The organism is Marinobacter sp. (genome assembly GCF_052094685.1).
Taxonomy (GTDB): Bacteria; Pseudomonadota; Gammaproteobacteria; order Pseudomonadales; family Oleiphilaceae; genus Marinobacter.
Genome location: NZ_JBQDKB010000022.1, coordinates 24,855 through 43,228, shown reverse-complemented (window position 1 = coordinate 43,228; position 18,374 = coordinate 24,855). Strand labels below are relative to the sequence as shown.

Below are 18,374 nucleotides of genomic sequence, written 5' to 3'. Positions count from 1 at the left end.
CAAAGCTGAGTTTAATTGATAATAAATGAGCGAATTAACCGAACGTTACACTAGGGGTTACATTTCTACTATCACTTCCCATAGCTCTCAGCCAAGAGCTGAATAACCATAGCGCCGGGTTACGGACATTTCCTTTAGTTTCTATTTCATCATGCGCTTTTATGCTTGTTGGTATGGACGTGTATACAGGCTCCGACGCCGAGGCACGAGTTATGTACGGCATCATCACGGGTATGGGTTTTATTGGTGGCGGGGCTATCTTTAAAAACCAAGAGGGTGCACAGGGTACCGCAACCGCAGCCGGTTTATGGGTCACAGCAGCCATTGGGATATCAGTAGCCTATAGCCGTTACGAAATCGCAGTTATCTTATCGGTTGTCGGGTTTACTATTTTTCATCTCTCTAAACCCTTTAAAAAAACCAACTCATAACGTGTTGCTGCCAAGGAGTATTTTTTGCCTGAACTGAAAACTGTTGGCTTATTTTTTATCACTGCACTTGCGGAAATTGTCGGCTGCTACTTGCCGTATCTCTGGCTTCGGGAAGGCAAAACAGTCTGGCTTCTAGTGCCTGGCGCGCTGAGCTTGGTCGCGTTCGTATGGTTTCTGTCACTGCATCCAACTGCTGCGGGCAGGGTTTATGCGGCTTATGGTGGTGTTTATATTTTCATGGCGATTTTGTGGCTATGGACCGTTAACGGAGTTCGGCCAACCACATGGGACATCGTGGGGTCTGCGGTGGCGCTGTTGGGCATGGCCATTATCATGTTCGCGCCTCGCACCACATAACCGGTTACTGCGATGCTCACCCACCGAGTGCCCTGCTCTCACCAACGCCCTTGTAGCGTTGCCACAATTCGGCGGCTATCGGCGCTATCCCGGTGTTCGCATAGATACAAGCCCTGCCAAGTCCCAAGCGCCAAGCGGCCGTGATGCACGGGCAATGTGAGTGAAGGGCCAATAAGTACACTCTTGATATGGGCCGGCATGTCGTCTGGGCCCTCCATAACATGCTCATAGTGCGGCGCACGTTCTGGCACCATCACGTTAAAGTGGCGCTCCAAGTCGCCGCGCACATCTGGATCAGCATTTTCATTAACCGCCAGCGAAGCCGAGGTGTGCTGAATAAACAGGTGCAGCAGCCCTACTTCGCAGTTGGTCATATCTGGCGCTTGAGCGAGAATTTCATTGGTTACCAAGTGAAATCCTCGTGGCAGGGGCGCCAGCTCAACAAATGTCTGATCCCAGATCATGACAACTCCTGTCTGTTATTTCTGAAGGTCATCCCAAGGGTGCATGGGCAAAGCGGCTTCGGTCGTCTCCGCATCAAAGGTGCTACGGAAGTAATCCATGGCTTTTTCTGCTTCGTTTAATTCATCAAACCGTGCGATGTGGTAAATCGCCTCTCCCTCATTTACCAAGGGTAAATTGTTTACACAAATTACGATGCCAGAACAGGGTGAAATAATGGCCGTTTCGGACGCCCCAAAAGGATCAGCCACCATGGCCAGTTTTTGGCCTTTGCGCACTTTTTGGCCAAGCTTGGCAACGGGCCGCATAATGCCGTCTATGTCTGCCCTCACCCACTGGGAGTTGGCAGCAATTTCCGAGCGTTTTTTTGGGGTTTTCCGGCCTTTCAGGGGCGGCAACATTTCCAGTTCGCGCATCACGCGCATCACGCCTTTTACGCCACTGCTGATAACCACATCGTCAAAGCGCAGGGCTTCGCCACCTTCGTAGGTGATAACAGGGATATCCAGGGAGTCTGCATAGGCCCGCAAGCTGCCATCGCGCAGGCCAGCGTTAATAATGACCGGCGCGCCAAAGGCTTCAGCCATTCGGGTGGTTTCCGGGTTTTTTAGCTCTGCACGGATTTGCGGCAGGTTGAAGCGGTTAACCGCGCCCGTGTGCAAGTCAATGATATGGCTTACGTGCTCCATAATTTGGGTACGCAACAGATAAGCAATTCGCCCGCCCAGGGAGCCAGATTCGGTGCCGGGAAAACACCGATTAAGGTCGCGCCTGTCTGGCAAGTAACGGGTGCGCTGCAAGAACCCGAAGATGTTTACGATAGGTACGGCCACCAGCGTACCGCGCACATGTCGAAGCGCTGAGTTGGTCAACACGCGACGCACAATTTCTACGCCGCAGATTTCATCGCCGTGTATTGCACCACAAACCATCAATACCGGGCCATCCCTGCGCCCGTGTACAATTTCTACAGGTATGGTCAAGGGCGTATGGGTGTACAACTTTGCCACGGGAATTTCTATGGTTTGCCGGGTGCCAGGCTGAACCTGTACCCCAGCCATTTCAAAGGGCGCTCGCGCCATCGATTAACCTCTGCCTTTGGTTTTTGTGCGCCAAGGCGCATGATTTTTTTCAATCCAGTTAACAATCATGCCCGCCACGTTTTTTCCGGTGGCGTTTTCAATACCTTCCAGGCCGGGCGAGGAGTTTACTTCCATCACCAGAGGCCCTCGGCTTGAGCGCAACAGATCAACACCGGCTACGTTCAGGCCCATGGCTTTGGCTGCGGTAATGGCGGTTTTGCGCTCTTCCGGTGTAATGCGAACCAAGGAAGCACTGCCTCCACGGTGCAAATTAGAGCGAAACTCACCTTCAGCGCCTTGGCGCTTCATGGCGGCGATGACTTTATCGCCAATTACGAAACAACGAATATCCGCACCGCCGGCCTCTTTGATGAATTCCTGCACCAAAATATCAGCTTTAAGGCCCATGAAAGCCTCAATCACACTTTCTGCAGCCGTACGCGTTTCTGCCAGCACCACGCCTATGCCCTGGGTACCCTGAAGGAGCTTGATCACCACGGGTGCACCTCCCACCATTTTCAGCAGTTCTGGCACGTTGTCTGGTTTGTTGGCAAAGCCTGTTACCGGCATGCCTACACCCTTGCGGGCAAGCAATTGCAAAGAACGTAGTTTGTCTCGGGAGCGGGTAATGGCAACTGACTCGTTTACCGGGAACGTGCCCATCATTTCAAACTGGCGCAACACCGCCGTGCCGTAAAAAGTAACGGAAGCCCCGATACGAGGAACCACAACGTCAAAATTCTCCAGTACTTCCTCATGATAGTGTATGCGGGGACTGGCCGAAGTAATGTTCATGGAGCAGTGCAGGCAATCAATCACCTTCACTTCATGGCCACGGTTAACGCCCTCTTCCACCAGACGGCGGGTGGAATACAAATGTCGATTACGGGACAAAACTGCAATTTTCATGTTTTCAGGCCTTAAAAGTCGGTTCCCCGGCAAGGTAGGAAGCTTCGGGGTGAATGGTCGCGCGGCCCGCCATCGCGGTACGCCCAAGTAGCATACGGAACCGCATGGAGTCGCGGTTTGTTAGTGTCATTTCAATAGGCCAGCTTTCACTGCCAACCACCAGCGTGGTCTCTATAACCAACCGCAATTCTTTATGGCCACCAGAATCTGATACATCGCGCTCATCAAGAACTTTGGCATCGCACTCCACCACCTGGTGCAGATCATTCTGAACCGGGTGAACCCAAAACCGCACCCGGCGCTCGCCGTCTTTTGTGTAGGGTTCCGTTCGGAAGGTGTGTAAACAGGAGGTGCGGGCACCGGTATCCACTTTTGCTTTGATCTGCTTAATATCCAGATCTGGCAATGCTATCCATTCTCGCCAGCCCAGGCTGACTTTATTTTCCGCCGATGTCGGCACATCCGAACTAATAACTTCAGCTGTTTTTGTGGACATCCAACCGTTCCTTTTCAGTGGCTTGCTCCAGACCCATCAGTTGCACACGGAAGGGCTCGGAATGACTGCCTGCATAGATACTTGTATGGGGAAAGGGTATTTCTATACCTTCCCCATCTAGGGTTTTCTTGATGGCAACGAGCATGCCGCTTTTACCTTCAAGCACTTTGTCTTTTGGCACCCAGAAAGAGAATTGCAGATCCACCGATGAAGGGCCAAACGCGGTGACCAAAACAAATGCTTTCGGCTCCTCCAAACAAACCGGATCTTTTTCAGCCAATGCCAACAACAACGTTTCTACCTTCTGGACATCTTCAGCATAGGCAATACCTACCTGAAGGTCGATTCTGCGTATCGGAAACCGAGACCGGTTAACCACCGGGGTCTTAATTAGCGTTTCGTTTGGGATACGCACATAAAGGTTGTCGCGGGTACGCAGCTTTACGCTAAGCATATCTATGCCTACGACTTCTCCCCTGGTGACATCCACTTCGATGACGTCGCCAATTTCAAAAGGCTTTTCCACCAACAGGAACAGCCCACTAATCATGTTGGAGGCAGATGTTTGCGAGGCGAAGCCAATGGCGACGGTAAGAATACCCGCCGCGCCCAGTACTACATCCAGAGAGAACCCAGCCTCTCGCAGTGCCGCTACACCAAACAGTATAAAGATGACGTAAAACACCAACCGCCGGAACATAACGGTATGGTGGCGGGAGCTACGTGTAGACATCACCCGCGCTACACTGCGCGCTGCCAGTGATCCAAGAATCGACCCCAGCACCAGTAAAAAGCCAGCGCTAATCCATTGCCCCCAAGCTATATCGGTAAACACATTCACTGCCCCTGTTTTCAAACCTTCAACCACTATGGTTAATTCGCAGCAATTCCTCTAGCCAAACACCCGGTCAATAGCCCGCACTAATCGCCCTCTCGCGGCCTTTTCCCGGGCAGGAGCCACTTGGTCGCAGGCGCCAGCGGCCACAGGTAGCGCCTGATCGACATGCAAGCTTGCGGAAATCATGTCGGTTTCCATTTCTACAACCACGCCTGGCGTCCACAGTTGCCCCCGATCATTCTGGTGCAGAGACAATAACGGTGTCGGCAGACTGAAACGCTCCAACAGCAGTGCCTCAGGCCGGCGATTAATAATAGTAACCGGGGTTACCGCGCGCCAAGGTCGTTTGGGAACCGCCTCCAGTACCAAACGTGCATAACTGGCCGACGAATAACACAGTTCGCCTTCCATGGTATTGCGCCCCACCCATGTATAGGAGGGTACTGCCAGAGGAACCTCTGCCAGCACAGTCTGCTTCGGCCCAACACACACTCTCATCCATACCACCACGCCAACATAAATCGTGCACCGCGCCCCGCTCGGAATGGTTAGCGCCTGGTAAGGGCGGATCACTGTGGGCAGTTTCGCCACCGCAGGTATAAAGGTGACGGTTGACGAGTCCCCTTCTCGAATAAATCGCTGCAGGGATACATCTGTATGTGGCAGGCTATCGCCAATAGATTCTGTCCAGCCTACTGGCTCGGTCTCCGGCGGCCGGGTTTCCGTGCGAATTTGCCATTCAGTATCCAACAGAGTCACCCACAGCCGCACATGTCCAAGCTTATGGTGCTGGGTTTGACCAGAAACAAACTCGTATGTCTGGCCCCAAACACCATCACGCCGGCTTTCTGTTTGATTGTCCATAAACGATGTAAATCTCCCACGATTACGGCTGCTAATATTGTGACAACTATAATCCAAACGATGCGTTCGAACGAATATCTAACTATGTGATTTTATGGCCTGATGGCGATGTAATTACCCGTATTTTCAAAGCCCGGAACCCGACACGGAATAGCCAATGACACAACTGGTATGGTTCAGAAACGACCTGCGAACGGCCGATAACCCAGCGCTTGCCGCTGCCTGTGAAGAGGCCAGTAAAACCGGACACATTCGCGCCTGCTTCATTCTCACACCGGCACAATGGCAGGAACACGACTGGTCGCCAGCACGGGTTCAGTTTGTTGTAGCTCACGCAAATGCATTGGCTGAAGAACTGGCAAAGCTAGGCATAGCGCTTTCGTTCATAAGCGCTGACCGCTTCAACGACAGCATTACAGCGCTAGAAAACCACTGCCAAAAGCACGGCGTACGCCAACTCCACTTTAATGAAGAGTATGGCATTAATGAGCGCAAGCGCGATAAGGCAGTGAAACATCGCTTTGATGAGCTTGGCATTGCAACTCGCAAGTATCGTGACCAGACCGCGGCCCCCGTTGGCGAAATACTGACCGGTCAGAGTGAGCCCTACTCCGTGTTTACCCCGTTTTCTCGCCGCTGGCGCAAGTGGATTGACAACAACCAGCCAACGCTCTATCCGATACCCAAAGCCCAAGGCGAAGCTATACAGCCAGAACGCATAACGTACATTCCGGAAGGTTTTGAAAACGCGCCGCCAGCACTGGTAGAAACTGGGGAGGATGCGGCACAGGATCAACTGGAGCGCTTTCTTAATGAAGACGGAGGCGCTTACAAAGAGCAAAGAGACTTCCCCGCCTTTGATGGCACCAGCCAGCTCTCACCGTATTTGGCCAACGGCGTGCTCTCGGGCCGTCAATGCCTGATTGCAGCACGACAGGCGCAGAGCATGGGAGGTAATCAGGAAGGATTGTTAACCTGGATAAACGAAATTGCCTGGCGGGATTTCTACATCAACATTCTGTATCACTACCCACGGGTGAGCATGCATCGCGCTTATAAGCCAGAAACCGAAGCGCTGCGATGGAATGACCCAAGCCAGCACTTTGAAACGTGGAAATCCGGCAACACCGGCATCCCCTTGGTTGACGCAGCCATGCGCCAGCTTAACCAAACCGGCTGGATGCACAACCGGCTGCGCATGGTTACGGCAATGTTTCTGACAAAAAACCTGTTTATCGATTGGCGGCGGGGCGAGGCCTACTTCATGTCCAAACTGGTGGATGGCTTTTTGGCTTCGAACAACGGCGGCTGGCAATGGAGCGCGTCCACCGGCACCGATGCGGCGCCCTACTTCCGGGTGTTCAACCCGGTTACCCAGAGCGAACGTTTTGATCCAAAGGGAGAGTTTATCCGCGAGTGGGTGCCTGAACTGGCAAAGCTGGATAACAAGCGCATCCACGATCCGTCTAAAGGGGGCGTTATCCCCAGTGGATACCCTAGGCCGATCGTTGATCTGAAGGAAAGTAGAAAGGAGGCGATAGCCAGATTTCAGGCGCTAAAAAACTAAACTGAGGAGCAAACAGGGCAATCAGGGTCTTTGCTTAGCTTCATTTCACGCCACTGCATTTCCCAGGCATCCAGAATCAGCAGACGACCCACAAGCGGCCTACCAACGCCAGAAATAACCTTAATGGCCTCCATGGCTTGAACAGAACCAATCATGCCGACGAGTGGCGCAATTACCCCAGCCTCGGAACAAGTCAGGTCTTCATTGCCCTGCTCTGGGTACAGACAATGATAACAGGGGGAATCTGGCTGTCTGCTATCGTAAACACTGAGCTGGCCTTCACCCCGAATAGCTGCGCCCGAGATCAGCGGAACACCAGCCGCTACACAGGCACGGTTAAGGGCAAACCTTGTCGCAAAATTGTCTGAGCAATCCAGCGCCACGCTTGCGTTGGCAACTTCATGGGCAAAATCGTCCTGATCGAGGCGACGGTTAACTACGGATACAGACACACCCGGGTTGATACTGCGCACACGGGCAGCCAAGGTTTCTGCTTTGGGCTCACCAATTTGCGCGGTTTCAAACGCTATCTGGCGCTGCAGATTAGCCAACTCAATCACGTCATCGTCTATCAGTGTTAAGTGGCCCACCCCCGCAGCACCAAGATACAGCGCAACCGGGCAGCCCAAACCACCAGAACCAACCACCACTACCCGGGCGGATTTCAAGGCTTGCTGGCCGGCAATGTCGAATCGTGGCATTAGAATCTGACGGCTAAAACGCAGAAGCTCTTCATCACTCAGCATGGTCGGCTCCTTGTTGGGCCCACTGACCCAGTGTCATTCGATCGTTGCGGCCATAATCTTTCCGGCTTTTTACCTGGGTAAACCCACGCTCAGAAAACAATGCCTGAACCGCACTGGCTTGATCAAAACCGTGTTCCAGCAGCAACCAGCCGTTGTTGTTCAGCCAAGCGGGTGCTTCCGCCACAATCTGGCGAATGTCATCTAACCCATCTACACCGGCCACCAACGCAGAGGCAGGCTCAAAACGTACATCGCCTTCGCCAAGGTGGTCATCGTCAGAGGCTATGTAAGGAGGGTTGGAAACAATCAGGTCAAAGCGGTCGGTCGGCAAGCCGGCAAACCAGCTGCTTTGAAAAACATTCACCGGCAACCGCAATTCGCGGGCATTGGCTTGGGCCAGTGCAATCGCATCTTCTTGTAGGTCGCAAGCCGTGATTAGCCAGTTTGGCTGTTCGCTGGCCAATGCCAAGGCAATGGCGCCAGTGCCGGTGCCCATATCGAGCACCTTCGCATCATCCGGTAAGGATAATGCCAGCGCTTGCTCCACCAGGCATTCGGTATCTGGCCTGGGGATCAGCGTACTGCTGCTCACTTTGAATGGAAGTGACCAGAATTCTTGGTGGCCCAGCAGGTAGGCAACCGGCATACCTTCAATGCGCTGGGCAACCAAACGCTCAAACTCTGCAACAACGGCGGCGCCCACTTCGCGCTCGGGAAACGCGCGAAAACTGGTGCGGCTGAGGCCACTAACATGGTTAAGCAGCAACTCGGCATCCAGCCGTGGTGTTTCGCCACCAATCATGGCAACTGCCTCACCCAGCAAAACTTCGCAAGTCAGTAATGGTTTACTCATCATCAGAAAGCGAGGCCAATAGCTCCGCTTGATGCTCTTGTTGAAGAGGCACAACCATAGAGCCCAGATCGCCAGCGATCACATCATCAAGTTTGTACAGCGTGAGGTTAATTCGATGGTCGGTTACCCGGCCTTGGGGGAAATTGTAGGTGCGGATGCGCTCAGAGCGATCGCCGCTTCCCACGAGGCTTTTGCGAGTCTCTGCCATGGATTTTTGTTGGCGCTCGGTTTCAATATTTTGCAGTCTTGAATTCAGAAGGCTCATGGCTTTGGCGCGGTTTTTATGCTGCGAACGCTCTTCCTGACACTCCACCACAATGCCGCTTGGCACGTGCGTAATTCGGATGGCAGAATCGGTTTTGTTTACGTGCTGACCACCGGCGCCGGAGGCGCGGAACGTATCTACCCGTAGGTCTGCCTTGTTAATCTCAATAGCCTCGGACTCATCCGCCTCGGGCATAACGGCCACCGTGCAGGCCGAGGTATGGATACGACCCTGGGATTCAGTTTCTGGCACTCGCTGCACCCGGTGTGCGCCGGATTCGAATTTTAGTGCGCCATACACAGCGTCACCCGCAACCCGGGCAATAATTTCTTTGTAACCGCCGTGCTCACCTTCATTCTCGTTCAGCACTTCGATCTGCCAGCGTTTACGCTCAGCGTACCGGCTATACATGCGGAACAAGTCGCCAGCGAAAATGGCCGCCTCATCACCGCCAGTGCCTGCACGGATTTCCAGGAATACGTTTTTGCCATCATTGGGATCTTTCGGCAGCATTAACCGCTGTAACTCTTCATCCAGCTCTTCGGTTTTCTGCTCGGCAATGCCCAGCTCTTCGGCGGCCATCTCGCGCATATCTGCATCGCCGTCTTTGGCCAGCTCTTTGGCCTCGCTGATATCGTCGAGCGACTGCTTCCAAGACTGAAAGCACTGCACAACCGGCTCAATTTCGGCAAACTCCCGGGATAACTCCCGGAACCTGTCCTGGCGGGCAATGGTGGCAGGATCGCTAAGCAAAGCACTCACCTCCTCGAAGCGTTCAACAAGCTGCTCGAGGCGGGACTGTATTGATGATTTCATAGTTTTTCCGGGGTGGTCGTTACGTCTGCGTCCAACACATCAAGCTGATGCAGCTCTCTCAGCCATTCGGTCACCTCGACGCGCCCTTCGGTGGTGGCCTTACGAACCTGAATAGATGGCTCGTGCAGGAGTTTGTTTGTAAGGCCCCGTGCAAGGCTGCGCAAAGCAGTTTCGGGATCGCCGCCATTTCGCAGGGAACGCAGGGCTTTTTCTGTTTCTACATCTCGCAACACTTCCGCACGCTGTCGAAACTGTTTCAACGTGGAAACCGCATCCAGTGCGCGGAGCTGGCTGAGGAATTCCTGCACACCGCCTGCTATAAGATTTTCAGCTTCACGGGCCGCACCCTCTCGGGTACGAACATTTTCTTCAATAACCTGGCGCAGATCATCCACGGTGTAAAGATACACATCGGCCAGGGACGCCACTTCCGGTTCGATATCCCGAGGCACGGCAATATCCACCATGAAAAACGGCCGATGCTTGCGCTTCTTTAGAGAACGCTCAACCGCACCCTTACCAAGAATCGGCAAGGGGCTGGCGGTGGAGGAAATGATGATATCCACATCGGCCAGATAATCTGGAATTTCCGAAAGCAGAATGCCCCGGCCACCTCTGGGTTGTGCCACGGTTTGCGCTCGTTCGAGCGTGCGGTTAGCTACAATAAAATTCTTCACGCCCGCATCGGCGAGGTGGCGGGCAACCAATTCGATGGTTTTACCCGCACCGATCAGCAACGCCTTGTTACGCGACATGTCCGCAAAAATCCGATGAGCCATGTTTACGGCAGCATAGGCAACAGAAACCGGGTTTTCGCCAATGGCGGTCTGCGTGCGAACACGCTTGGCAACGGAGAATGTGTGCTCAAACATGCGAGAGAGAAAAGAGCCACTCCCCCCGTGTTCCCGGGCCAGAGCATAGGCATCTTTTAATTGGCCAAGAATCTGTGGCTCGCCCAGAACCATTGAATCTAGCCCAGCCGCAACGCGCATCATGTGCCGTACGGCATCTGCGTCGCGGTGGATGTAAAGTACGTCCTCAAGCTCAGCGGCATCCAGATCGTGAAAACCAGCCAGCCAGCGCAATACCAAGGGCGCGCAGTCGGCATCGCCGGCAAGGTAAAGCTCGGTTCTGTTACAGGTTGAAAGAATTGCAGCTTCACTAGCGCCAGACGCCGCCCGCAACTCTACAAACGCCTCTGACATACGCTCAGGCGTAAACGCAACCCGTTCCCTTAGTTCAATAGGGGCGGTGCGATGATTGATTCCCAGCGTTAGCAGTGCCATTTCTTGATTTTACAATCCTCATCAGGTGGCTGTGCATATGAACACCATTTTGCAGGCATTTTAGCGGCCGAAGCCTTCAGCTGCCACCCAAAACCACCTGCGCTTCGGGAAGTGCGGACAGGTTGGGCAAGAACAGGAGCTTATGCCATTATAGGGAATCGGCGCACACCGGAGCCCTACTCAGCTCAAAAAAGGGAAGGATTCCGGGTAATTCAGAGTGCGTAGCCAACAAATCACGGGAAGTTGCATGCACAAATCCGCACCACTTTTGGTTACCTGTCTACTCGGCCTATCACTGTCAGGTTGTGCCAGTATAACCGGTTCTGGGCATTCGCCTGTTGCTGATGAAACAACTGCCACGGATACCCACGAAAACTCCGGGCAGATGAACAGCGAGCCGCCCATAGAGTACGCAGATTTTGAGCCAGAAACACTATACCTGCTGCTTTCAGCAGAAATTGCCGCGCAGCGGGGCCGGTACGACGTTACGCTTGTTAATTACCTAAGGGCTGCACAGCAATCCCGAGACAAAAAAGTGATTGAGCGGGCCATGCGCATTGCCCAGTCGCTCAACGGCGACAACGCCCAGAAACAAATAGCTCAATTATGGCTTGAAGTAGACCCAGGTAACCTTCAAGCATTGCGGGTTTCTGCCATTCAAGCGGTTAAACGCAATGAACTTGAAGCCGCCCTAGGGTACATGGAACAAATTCTGGACCAAGGTGAAGACGCAGATTTCGACAGCCTTGCAGCCATGGCCGGAAACCTACCACCAGAACAGCAAAAGGAACTGCTGGCGCTGTATGAAGAGATGGCAAACCGCCACCCAGACACCCCGGAACTGGAATACAGCATTGCCTTGCTGCTAAAAATCACAGGCGACCCTGAAACGGCGCTCAACCGCCTAGAGCCGTTACTTGCCGCCCAACCCAACTTTCAGCCGGCGATCATCCTGAAGGGCGATCTTCTGTATCAGACAGACAGAGAGAACGAAGCCCTTGAGCACCTGATGGTAAATACCCGTCGCTTCCCAGCAAACCGCCAGATGGGCACACTTTATGGGCGCATGCTGATCAGTGAAGGCGAGCTGCAAGCCGCCCAAGACGAATTCAGCCGGTTGGCAGAGCGCTATCCGGATAATCCCGGCATACGGCTTTCACACGCACTTGTAGCCTTAGAAAACGGAGAGCTCGATCTTGCTAAAGAAGAGCTGACTCAACTAACCGAACAAGGCCACCACATCAGCGAAGCCAGCTACTACCTTGGTAGAATTGAAGACGAGGCCGGCAACACAGAGCAAGCCATCGGATACTACCAAAGCGTGGAACAGGGCAACTATTACTTCCCCTCCTTGGCCCGAGCCAGCGCACTACTTACCGAAGAAGGCAAGCTGGATGAGGCGCTAGAAAACATTCGCACTATGCGTAGCGTTAACCCTGAGCAGGCAGAAAATTTCTGGCTACTTGAGGTCAATCTCCTGCTCGACCAGAGAATGCAACAGGAAGCCCTCAAAGCAGCTTCTGACGCACTTGAAGAGCACCCAGACAACATACAAATCCGCTATGCACGGGCCATGCTATTCGACGCCCTAAATCAACCAGGCAAAGCTGAGGCAGACCTTAAACGGATTATTGAGAAGGACGCTGAAAACGCAGTTGCCCTTAACGCCTTGGGTTACATACTCTCAACCCGAACGGATCGGCTGAAGGAAGCCCGCGGCTACATTGAACAGGCCCTGGCTCTGGACCCTGAAAACCCCGCAATTCTAGACAGCATGGGCTGGATTCTTCTTCAGGAAGGCCAAATCCAACCCGCACTGGATTACTTATCCCGCGCTTGGGCAGCCTACCCAGACCCAGAAGTCGCGGCCCACTATGGCGAAGCCTTGTGGCTAAGCGGAGCAAAAGAACAGGCCCAGATTATCTGGAAGGAAGGGCTTGAACAGGATGCCGACCAAACGGTTTTGAAGGAAACCATTGAACGACTGACCCGCAATGGTGACAAGTGATGCAGAGATTTTTTCGCACATGCCTTGCCCTGTTACTAATCGTAGGTCTCAACGCCTGTACAACCATTCAGCTAGAGCCGCTACCAGAGGGGCTGACCGATCAGCCGCCAGCCGACTGGCAGGATCGCTCCGCAAAACTCAGACAGTTCGACCACTGGCAACTGCTAGGCAAATTGGCCGTACGCCAGCCTTCAGACAGTGGCACTGCCATCATCAATCATTGGATACAACAAGGCGAAGCCTACGATCTCGCACTATCATCGTCCTTTCTCGGAATGGGCAGCACGTCCCTGAAAGGCGTGCCCGGGTTCATTGAGCTGACACTCTCGAACGGTGAGACATATCGCTCTGGCGACCCAGACGCCCTGATGAAGGCCGCAACCGGCTGGCAACTGCCGCTACAAAGCCTGACATGGTGGATCCGCGGCCTACCGGCACCGGATGGCGATTTCCGCCTACTGTTTGATGATAAAGATGAACTGGCGATGATTCGACAGGCTGGCTGGGAGATTCGTTACGACCGCTGGCACGAGCCACAAGGTGACCAACCCGCCTTACCTGCGAGAATTACCGCAGTGAAAGAGCAGAAGCGGGTACGCGTGGTTGTAAGCAGCTGGCGGGACCTAACCCCGTGACAGGGTCTATCACGCTGCCCTCACCGGCTAAACTGAACCTCTTTTTGCACATTATTGGCCAACGCCCAGATGGCTACCACGAACTCCAAACGCTGTTTCAGTTTCTTGATTACGGCGACGACATTACCCTGACTCTGACCCCAGAACGCCCCGGGGTGCGCCTAGAAACCCCCATCCCCGGCGTTCCAGACGGAGATAACCTAATAATCAAGGCAGCCCTAGCCCTTACAAAAAAGGCCCCTGGGGAGCTATCTGGCGTCAGCATTGCCATCAAAAAACGCTTGCCCATGGGAGGAGGGCTTGGCGGCGGAAGCTCAAATGCGGCCACTACACTGCTAGGATTAAACCACCTGTGGAGGCTCAATCTCGGGCTTGATGAGCTGGCAGAAATGGGCCTATCTCTCGGCGCAGATGTACCGGTTTTTGTACGCGGCCACGCTGCCTTTGGTGAAGGTGTAGGAGAAAAACTGACCCCGGCCCACCCTCCGGAAGACTGGTTTTTGGTGCTAAAACCTGACTGCACCATCAACACCGGAAAGATATTTTCAGCGCAAGGCTTGACAAGGGACACCCCTAGAATCAGAATAGCGCCCGCTTTTGAGGGAGACGCCTCGAGGTACCGAAACGACTGTGAAGATGTAGTCAGAAGACTGTATCCTGAAGTCAACACGAGCATGGAATGGCTCACACAATTCGGACCTGCAAGATTAACCGGAACCGGGGCTTGCATATTTGGACGTTTCCCTACAGAATCCGCAACCCGGATCATCTGGGAAAGCAAACCTTCCGGCATCGTAGGGTTCGTAGCTAAAGGGGTGAACGTTTCACCTCTTCACCAAAAGCTAGCAGAGCTAAAATGATGCCAAAGAAGCACGATACTGGGGTGTCGCCAAGTGGTAAGGCAACGGGTTTTGATCCCGTCATGCGCAGGTTCGAGTCCTGCCACCCCAGCCATTTTTCTCCCGATTCTTCTGATTCAAACGCCGAAACCGAGAAGGATGCCATCGTGTCAAAACTGATGATTTTCTCAGGCAACGCCAATACAGAGCTTGCCCACGCTATCGCCAAAAAACTCCACATCCCTATGGGAGAAGCCACCGTAGGCAGCTTCAGCGATGGCGAAACCACCGTAGAAATTAATGAAAATGTACGCGGCCACGATGTCTTCATCATCCAGCCCACGTGCTACCCCACCAATGACAACCTGATGGAATTGATCGTGATGGCCGACGCCCTGCGCCGCGCTTCCGCATCACGTATCACGGCAGTTATTCCATACTACGGCTACGCTCGCCAGGATCGCCGCGTGCGCTCCAGCCGGGTTGCCATCAGCGCCAAAATCGTTGCAGACATGATTTCCAGCATCGGTGTTGACCGTGTACTGACCGTAGACCTTCACGCAGACCAAATTCAGGGCTTTTTCGACGTACCGGTAGATAACATCTACGCTACTCCGGTTCTGCTTGAAGACATCGAGAAGCAACGATTCGAGAACTTCGTCGTCGTATCTCCGGACGTAGGCGGCGTTGTACGTGCCCGGGCCGTTGCCAAGCGACTGGACGATGCCGATCTAGCCATTATCGATAAGCGTCGCCCGAAGGCTAACGTATCCCAGGTTATGCACATCATTGGTGACGTTAAAGACAAGACCTGCATTCTGGTCGACGATATTGTGGATACCGCAGGCACCCTGTGCAAAGCGGCGAATGCCCTGAAAGAACGTGGCGCATCCAGGGTAGTGGCTTATATCACTCACCCCGTTCTATCCGGCCCCGCTATTGAGAACATTAACGCCTCAGATCTGGACGAGCTCGTTGTATGCGATACGATCCCACTGAGTGAAAAAGCGAAAAACTGTGATAGAATCCGCCCCCTCAGCATGGCTGGACTGCTCGCGGAATCCATTCGCCGCGTTAGCAACGAAGAATCTATTAGCGCCTTGTTTGAGAATGTCTGAGTAGGCTGCAGGCCATAATCCTCGGAAAAACAAAACGTTATTGAAAGTCTTCAAGAAGATACCGAGTCGGGAGCCTAAACAGGCTCCCGACTCTTTTAGTCAGCCGGAAACATCCGGCTTTTCGGAAACATCACCTGTCCCAACGCCTGGTCGCGGGCAGTTCAGGTGACGATTGAGGTACAAACCATGTCTCAGGACTTTGTTATTGAAGCATTTCCTCGTGACGACCAGGGGAGAGGTGCGAGCCGCCGCCTGCGTCGCGAAGAACGTAAAATTCCAGCCATCATCTACGGTGCTGGTAAAGAAGCCACTCCGATTTCCATCTGGCACAACGAGCTGAAAAAAGCTCTGGAAAACGAAGCCTTCTTCTCTCACATCCTGACCATTGAACTGAATGGCAAGAAAGAGAGCGTAATCCTGAAGGATCTTCAGCGTCACCCGTACAAGCTTCTGCTGACCCACGCGGACTTCCAACGCGTTAAGAAAGATCAGGAAATAGTTGTTCAGGTTCCGCTACACCTGCTGAACGAAGACACTGCCCCTGCAATCAAAACCTTTGGTGGCGTTGCATTCCGTCTGATGACCGAGGTTGAGGTAGCCTGTCTGCCTAAGCACCTGCCCGAGTTCATCGAAATCGACATGGCTGATGTCGAGATGGATCAGGTTGTTCACATGAGCGATCTTAAGCTGCCAGAAGGCGTTCGTATTCCAGCCTTGCAACACGACGGCGAGCACGACCAAGCTGTTGTGTCTGTTAGCAAGCCGAAAGGCGTCAAGGCTGACGAAGCTGAAGACGAAGCTGAAGGCGAAGGCGAAGAAGGCGAAAGCAAGGAGTAATCACTCCGGAGGCGTTGGCAGATGGCACAGGATATTGTCATGGTGGTTGGGCTGGGTAACCCCGGTTCTGATTACGAGAATACCCGTCATAATGCCGGCGCCCTCTTCGTTGAAGCACTGGCCCGTGAAGCGGGTCAGTTGCTCCGCCCCGAAAAGAAATACCACGGGCACTATGCCCGCATTCAGTGGCAAGGCATTGAGCTTCACCTACTGAACCCCGCTACCTTTATGAACCGCAGCGGCCTGTCTGTAAAAGCCCTCGCGGACTTTTTTAAGATTTCCCCCTCCCAGATTCTGATCGCTCACGACGAGCTAGACCTCCCCCCTGGCACCGCTAAGCTTAAAAAAGGCGGAGGTCATGGCGGACACAATGGCCTAAGAGACACCATCGCCCACTTGGGCACCAATGAATTCCAAAGGCTACGTATTGGCATTGGTCACCCCGGCGACAGTCGCAAAGTAACCGGCTACGTACTGGGCCGCCTAGGCAAGCGCGAAACAGAAGACCTGAGTGCAGTATTCGACGAAACCATGCGGGTTTTACCCGACGCAGCCTCCGGCAACCTCGCCGCTGCCATGAATCGCTTGCACAGCTTCAAGACTACCACTGCCTGAGCCTTTTCGGCTGCACTGTTGGCTAATCCGCCACCCCTGTTATCACTTACTCGCACCTGCTGCCGGACACCGGTATAATCCGGCCAAATTTTCTAGCACCAGCAGAGGCACTTCATGGGTTTTAACTGCGGCATCGTCGGCCTTCCTAACGTCGGCAAATCCACCCTGTTCAACGCACTGACCAAAGCAGGCATTGGCGCGGAAAACTTCCCGTTCTGCACCATCGAGCCTAACGCTGGCGTGGTCGCCATGCCTGACCCCCGGCTTACCAAGCTTGCGGAAATCGTCAATCCACAACGTACCGTGCCTACGACCATGGAATTTGTGGACATAGCAGGCCTTGTAGCCGGCGCATCCAAAGGTGAAGGCTTGGGCAACCAGTTCTTGGCCAACATTCGCCAGACTGAAGCCATTGCCCACGTAGTGCGCTGTTTTGACGACCCCAACGTTATTCACGTTGCTAACAAAATCGATCCGGCCGCCGATATTGAGATCATCAATACGGAGCTTGCCCTTGCAGATATGGACACCGTAGAGAAAGCAATCAAGCGCGTACAACGGATTGCCAAAAGCGGTGACAAAGAAGCAAAAGCTCAGATTGAAATTTTTGAACGCCTGCTGCCGGTATTGAACGAAGGCAAGCCGGTGCGAAGCATGGGGCTAGATAAAGACGAACTATTATTGATCCGCGAGCTATGCCTGCTCACTATCAAGCCGACTATGTACATTGCTAACGTTAGTGAAGATGGTTTCGAAAATAATCCGTATCTGGATACCGTGCACGAGATTGCATCCGCAGAGAACGCCGTTGTCGTTCCCATCTGCAATAAAATCGAGTCCGAGATTTCAGAGCTGGAGGACGACGAGAAGAGCATGTTTCTGGGTGAAATGGGCATGGAAGAGCCAGGACTTGATCGGGTTATCCGCGCAGGATACAGCCTGCTAGGCCTACAGACCTACTTCACAGCCGGCGTAAAGGAAGTACGCGCCTGGACAGTTAAGATCGGTGCCACTGCCCCGCAGGGCGCGGCAGTTATCCACACAGACTTTGAACGCGGGTTTATTCGCGCTGAAGTTATCGCCTATGACGATTTCGTGCAATACAACGGCGAAGCCGGGGCAAAGGAAGCCGGGAAATGGCGCTTGGAGGGCAAAGAATACATCGTTAAAGACGGCGACGTTATCCACTTCCGCTTTAACGTTTAAGTGAAATGACTGAGGCTGCGCAGGAAAGACTGCGCAGCCTCTTTCCCGCCCAGCCGCAGTATAAGCGAAGCGATATTGACAACCAGTTGTCACCCTGTAAGCTAAGTACTATTAACGTACCGCTCTCAGGATACCAACCATGCC

19 protein-coding genes, 1 tRNA gene and 1 pseudogene are annotated in these 18,374 nt (G+C 53.5%); 11 read left to right on the top strand and 10 right to left on the bottom strand.

What is annotated here, in order from left to right:
• Positions 1–62 precede the first annotated feature (62 nt).
• Both ACTH3S_RS06855 and ACTH3S_RS06850 read left to right on the top strand, forming a co-directional pair.
• Positions 63–431: pseudogene (locus tag ACTH3S_RS06855) on the top strand (MgtC/SapB family protein); the annotation flags it as partial.
• A gap of 24 nt (positions 432–455) precedes the next feature.
• Positions 456–788 (top strand): YnfA family protein, encoded by a 333-nt coding sequence (locus ACTH3S_RS06850; protein WP_441808270.1) that lies wholly within the window; start codon positions 456–458, stop codon positions 786–788.
• Between the two features lie 38 nt (positions 789–826).
• On the opposite strand, the gene ACTH3S_RS06845 is transcribed toward ACTH3S_RS06850, so the two are convergent.
• The 6 genes from ACTH3S_RS06845 to ACTH3S_RS06820 are packed head-to-tail and all read right to left on the bottom strand — an operon-like array spanning position 827 to position 5,439.
• On the bottom strand, positions 827–1,252 hold the full coding sequence (locus ACTH3S_RS06845; RefSeq protein ID WP_441808269.1) for a secondary thiamine-phosphate synthase enzyme YjbQ: 426 nt from the start codon (positions 1,250–1,252) through the stop codon (positions 827–829).
• Positions 1,253–1,267: 15 nt separating this feature from the next.
• Positions 1,268–2,332, bottom strand: a complete 1,065-nt coding sequence (locus ACTH3S_RS06840; RefSeq protein WP_441808268.1) for a succinylglutamate desuccinylase/aspartoacylase family protein — start codon at positions 2,330–2,332, stop codon at positions 1,268–1,270.
• Between the two features lie 3 nt (positions 2,333–2,335).
• Positions 2,336–3,241, bottom strand: coding sequence for a 30S ribosomal protein S6--L-glutamate ligase (rimK, locus tag ACTH3S_RS06835; protein ID WP_441808267.1), 906 nt, complete (start codon positions 3,239–3,241; stop codon positions 2,336–2,338).
• A 4-nt stretch (positions 3,242–3,245) separates the two neighbouring features.
• Positions 3,246–3,737: an ATP-dependent zinc protease family protein gene (locus ACTH3S_RS06830; protein ID WP_441808266.1), complete on the bottom strand. Its 492-nt coding sequence runs from the start codon at positions 3,735–3,737 to the stop codon at positions 3,246–3,248.
• Positions 3,718–4,578 carry a mechanosensitive ion channel family protein gene (locus ACTH3S_RS06825; RefSeq protein ID WP_441808271.1) on the bottom strand — a complete coding sequence of 287 codons (861 nt, stop codon included), beginning with the start codon at positions 4,576–4,578 and terminating at the stop codon, positions 3,718–3,720. The genes ACTH3S_RS06830 and ACTH3S_RS06825 overlap by 20 nt, the downstream gene beginning before the upstream one ends.
• A gap of 51 nt (positions 4,579–4,629) precedes the next feature.
• Entirely contained in the window at positions 4,630–5,439 is an 810-nt protein-coding gene (locus ACTH3S_RS06820) for a hypothetical protein (RefSeq protein WP_441808265.1), read from the bottom strand.
• Between the two features lie 157 nt (positions 5,440–5,596).
• Between ACTH3S_RS06820 and phrB the strand changes: the two genes are divergently transcribed.
• Positions 5,597–7,006, top strand: a complete 1,410-nt coding sequence (gene phrB, locus ACTH3S_RS06815; protein ID WP_441808264.1) for a deoxyribodipyrimidine photo-lyase — start codon at positions 5,597–5,599, stop codon at positions 7,004–7,006.
• Here phrB and moeB read toward each other — a convergent pair.
• The 4 genes from moeB to hemA are packed head-to-tail and all read right to left on the bottom strand — an operon-like array spanning position 7,003 to position 10,972.
• Positions 7,003–7,752, bottom strand: coding sequence for a molybdopterin-synthase adenylyltransferase MoeB (moeB, locus tag ACTH3S_RS06810; RefSeq protein WP_441808263.1), 750 nt, complete (start codon positions 7,750–7,752; stop codon positions 7,003–7,005). The two genes, phrB and moeB, sit on opposite strands and share 4 nt — an antisense overlap.
• Positions 7,742–8,608, bottom strand: coding sequence for a peptide chain release factor N(5)-glutamine methyltransferase (gene prmC, locus ACTH3S_RS06805; protein WP_441808262.1), 867 nt, complete (start codon positions 8,606–8,608; stop codon positions 7,742–7,744). The genes moeB and prmC overlap by 11 nt, the downstream gene beginning before the upstream one ends.
• Entirely contained in the window at positions 8,598–9,686 is a 1,089-nt protein-coding gene (gene prfA / locus ACTH3S_RS06800; RefSeq protein WP_441808261.1) for a peptide chain release factor 1, read from the bottom strand. The genes prmC and prfA overlap by 11 nt, the downstream gene beginning before the upstream one ends.
• A complete protein-coding gene (hemA, locus tag ACTH3S_RS06795) occupies positions 9,683–10,972 on the bottom strand; it encodes a glutamyl-tRNA reductase (protein WP_441808260.1) in 1,290 nt (429 codons plus the stop codon). The genes prfA and hemA overlap by 4 nt, the downstream gene beginning before the upstream one ends.
• 247 nt (positions 10,973–11,219) lie before the next feature.
• Here hemA and ACTH3S_RS06790 point away from each other — a divergent pair, with 247 nt between their 5' ends.
• The 8 genes from ACTH3S_RS06790 to ychF all read left to right on the top strand — a co-directional run bounded on the left by ACTH3S_RS06790 (position 11,220) and on the right by ychF (position 18,230).
• Positions 11,220–12,980 (top strand): tetratricopeptide repeat protein, encoded by a 1,761-nt coding sequence (locus tag ACTH3S_RS06790; RefSeq protein WP_441808259.1) that lies wholly within the window; start codon positions 11,220–11,222, stop codon positions 12,978–12,980.
• On the top strand, positions 12,980–13,615 hold the full coding sequence (lolB, locus tag ACTH3S_RS06785) for a lipoprotein insertase outer membrane protein LolB (RefSeq protein WP_441808258.1): 636 nt from the start codon (positions 12,980–12,982) through the stop codon (positions 13,613–13,615). The genes ACTH3S_RS06790 and lolB overlap by 1 nt, the downstream gene beginning before the upstream one ends.
• Complete coding sequence (gene ispE, locus ACTH3S_RS06780) at positions 13,612–14,475, top strand: 4-(cytidine 5'-diphospho)-2-C-methyl-D-erythritol kinase (protein WP_441808257.1); 864 nt, start codon at positions 13,612–13,614, stop codon at positions 14,473–14,475. The genes lolB and ispE overlap by 4 nt, the downstream gene beginning before the upstream one ends.
• A 19-nt stretch (positions 14,476–14,494) precedes the next feature.
• Positions 14,495–14,569: transfer RNA gene (locus ACTH3S_RS06775), tRNA-Gln, on the top strand.
• A gap of 52 nt (positions 14,570–14,621) precedes the next feature.
• Entirely contained in the window at positions 14,622–15,572 is a 951-nt protein-coding gene (locus ACTH3S_RS06770; RefSeq protein ID WP_441808256.1) for a ribose-phosphate diphosphokinase, read from the top strand.
• 186 nt (positions 15,573–15,758) lie between these two features.
• The gene (locus tag ACTH3S_RS06765; RefSeq protein ID WP_441808255.1) at positions 15,759–16,409 is read left to right on the top strand and encodes a 50S ribosomal protein L25/general stress protein Ctc; all 651 of its coding nucleotides are present in this window, start codon (positions 15,759–15,761) and stop codon (positions 16,407–16,409) included.
• A gap of 21 nt (positions 16,410–16,430) precedes the next feature.
• Positions 16,431–17,024: an aminoacyl-tRNA hydrolase gene (gene pth, locus ACTH3S_RS06760; protein WP_441808254.1), complete on the top strand. Its 594-nt coding sequence runs from the start codon at positions 16,431–16,433 to the stop codon at positions 17,022–17,024.
• Positions 17,025–17,138: 114 nt separating this feature from the next.
• Positions 17,139–18,230 (top strand): redox-regulated ATPase YchF, encoded by a 1,092-nt coding sequence (gene ychF, locus ACTH3S_RS06755; protein ID WP_441808253.1) that lies wholly within the window; start codon positions 17,139–17,141, stop codon positions 18,228–18,230.
• Positions 18,231–18,374 lie beyond the last annotated feature (144 nt).

Coding starts and splice junctions, on each gene's coding strand:
- ACTH3S_RS06845 (WP_441808269.1), bottom strand. CDS start 1,252: ATGATCTGGGATCAGACATTTGTTGAGCTGGCGCCCCTGCCACGAGGA.
- ACTH3S_RS06840 (WP_441808268.1), bottom strand. CDS start 2,332: ATGGCGCGAGCGCCCTTTGAAATGGCTGGGGTACAGGTTCAGCCTGGC.
- rimK (WP_441808267.1), bottom strand. CDS start 3,241: ATGAAAATTGCAGTTTTGTCCCGTAATCGACATTTGTATTCCACCCGC.
- ACTH3S_RS06830 (WP_441808266.1), bottom strand. CDS start 3,737: ATGTCCACAAAAACAGCTGAAGTTATTAGTTCGGATGTGCCGACATCG.
- ACTH3S_RS06820 (WP_441808265.1), bottom strand. CDS start 5,439: ATGGACAATCAAACAGAAAGCCGGCGTGATGGTGTTTGGGGCCAGACA.
- phrB (WP_441808264.1), top strand. CDS start 5,597: ATGACACAACTGGTATGGTTCAGAAACGACCTGCGAACGGCCGATAAC.
- moeB (WP_441808263.1), bottom strand. CDS start 7,752: ATGCTGAGTGATGAAGAGCTTCTGCGTTTTAGCCGTCAGATTCTAATG.
- prmC (WP_441808262.1), bottom strand. CDS start 8,608: ATGATGAGTAAACCATTACTGACTTGCGAAGTTTTGCTGGGTGAGGCA.
- prfA (WP_441808261.1), bottom strand. CDS start 9,686: ATGAAATCATCAATACAGTCCCGCCTCGAGCAGCTTGTTGAACGCTTC.
- hemA (WP_441808260.1), bottom strand. CDS start 10,972: ATGGCACTGCTAACGCTGGGAATCAATCATCGCACCGCCCCTATTGAA.
- ACTH3S_RS06790 (WP_441808259.1), top strand. CDS start 11,220: ATGCACAAATCCGCACCACTTTTGGTTACCTGTCTACTCGGCCTATCA.
- lolB (WP_441808258.1), top strand. CDS start 12,980: ATGCAGAGATTTTTTCGCACATGCCTTGCCCTGTTACTAATCGTAGGT.
- ACTH3S_RS06765 (WP_441808255.1), top strand. CDS start 15,759: ATGTCTCAGGACTTTGTTATTGAAGCATTTCCTCGTGACGACCAGGGG.
- pth (WP_441808254.1), top strand. CDS start 16,431: ATGGCACAGGATATTGTCATGGTGGTTGGGCTGGGTAACCCCGGTTCT.
- ychF (WP_441808253.1), top strand. CDS start 17,139: ATGGGTTTTAACTGCGGCATCGTCGGCCTTCCTAACGTCGGCAAATCC.